This window comes from Rhodoferax sp. RT5P35, assembly GCF_056521385.1.
The window spans coordinates 1-1,271 of record NZ_JBWMAX010000190.1; the positions used below are offsets into that span (position 1 = coordinate 1).

At 68.4% G+C, this 1,271-nt stretch carries 1 protein-coding gene and 1 pseudogene; both read right to left on the reverse strand.

Annotated features, from left to right (window positions below; all coding sequences use genetic code 11):
• A partial coding sequence (locus AC097L_RS24825; protein ID WP_479589383.1) for a 3-deoxy-D-manno-octulosonic acid transferase occupies window positions 1-1,060 on the reverse strand: 1,060 nt, incomplete at its 3' end.
• Window positions 1,057-1,271, reverse strand: a pseudogene (locus AC097L_RS24830) (lipopolysaccharide heptosyltransferase I); the annotation flags it as partial. The gene AC097L_RS24825 and the pseudogene AC097L_RS24830, both read right to left, overlap by 4 nt.

The following is a 1,271-nucleotide window of genomic DNA, read 5'->3' on the forward strand; positions in this document are numbered from 1 at the left end:
CCGGGCAGCCGCAGGCGGCGGCCTCAATCAGGTTTTGTCCGCCGAAAGCGGCGAAGCTGCCGCCCAGCAAGGCCACATCGGCCAGGCCGTAGTAGCGCGCCATCTCACCCAGCGAGTCGCCCAGCCACACATCGGCAGGCTTAGGCCCCTCGGCCCACTGGCTGCGCCGTGACAGGCTGAACCCTTGCGCCACCACCAGCGCCGCCACCGCATCAAAGCGTTGCGGGTGGCGTGGCACGACCAGCCACTGCACATCCATCACTCCTAATTTAGGAGCTGCTTGCGCTGATGGAATAAGCGCTGGAGGCCTAAAAGACTGTAAATACTGCAGCAAAAGCAGTTCTTCACCTTCGCGGGCGCTGGCCAGCAGCACCACCGGTCGCCCTGCCCTGCGCCATGCCCGTCCCGCAGCGAGTTGTTCGGCGTTGGGCGTGGCGTCGAACTTCAGATTGCCCAGCACCACCGGGGCCGGAGCGCCCGCCTCCACCAGCCGCTGGGCATCGGCAGCGGTTTGCGCCCACACGGCGGTCAGCGCGCCAAAGGCGGGCCGGGACAGGGCCGACAGCCGCTGTGCCTGGCGCAACGATTTGGCGCTGAGCCGGGCGTTGGCCAGCACCACCGGCACGCCCGCCGCCTGGCAGGCCGCCAGCAGATTGGGCCAGATCTCGGTTTCCATCAGGATGCCGATACGGGGCTGGAAATGCCGCACAAAGCGCTGCACCGCGCCCGCGCTGTCCCAGGGCTGCCAGACCTGCACGTCGCCCGGCTGCAGCAGCGCCTGTCCCTCGGCCCGGCCCGTGGCGGTGCCATGCGTCAGCAGCAGGCGCAGGCCCGGCATCTCGCGGCGCAAGGCGGCCAGCAAAATGGCCGCGGCCCGGGTTTCACCCAGCGACACGGCGTGCACCCACACAAAGCCCTGGCCGGGTGGCTGGCTGTAATGGCCAAAGCGCTCGGGCACCGCCACGGCGTAGCCGGGCTCGGCCAACGCCCTGCGGCGCAGCTTGCGGCGCAGCACGGGAATTGCTAGCCAGACCAGCAGGGAATACAGACGCAGGATCAATGCGCCGAGTCCCGTAGTGCGGCCAGGGCGGAAGCTTGCATCCAGGCGTTCCACACCGCGTTGACGCTGGGCGTGGGGTCGGAGAACACGCTGACCTGGTGGTCGCGGTTCTGTGGGCCGGTGCGCCAGACGGTGTCGAAGTTGTAGATCTTGACCAGCGGCAAATCCAGCGCGGTGGCGATCAGGCTGGTGCCGTTGTCTACGCCGATCA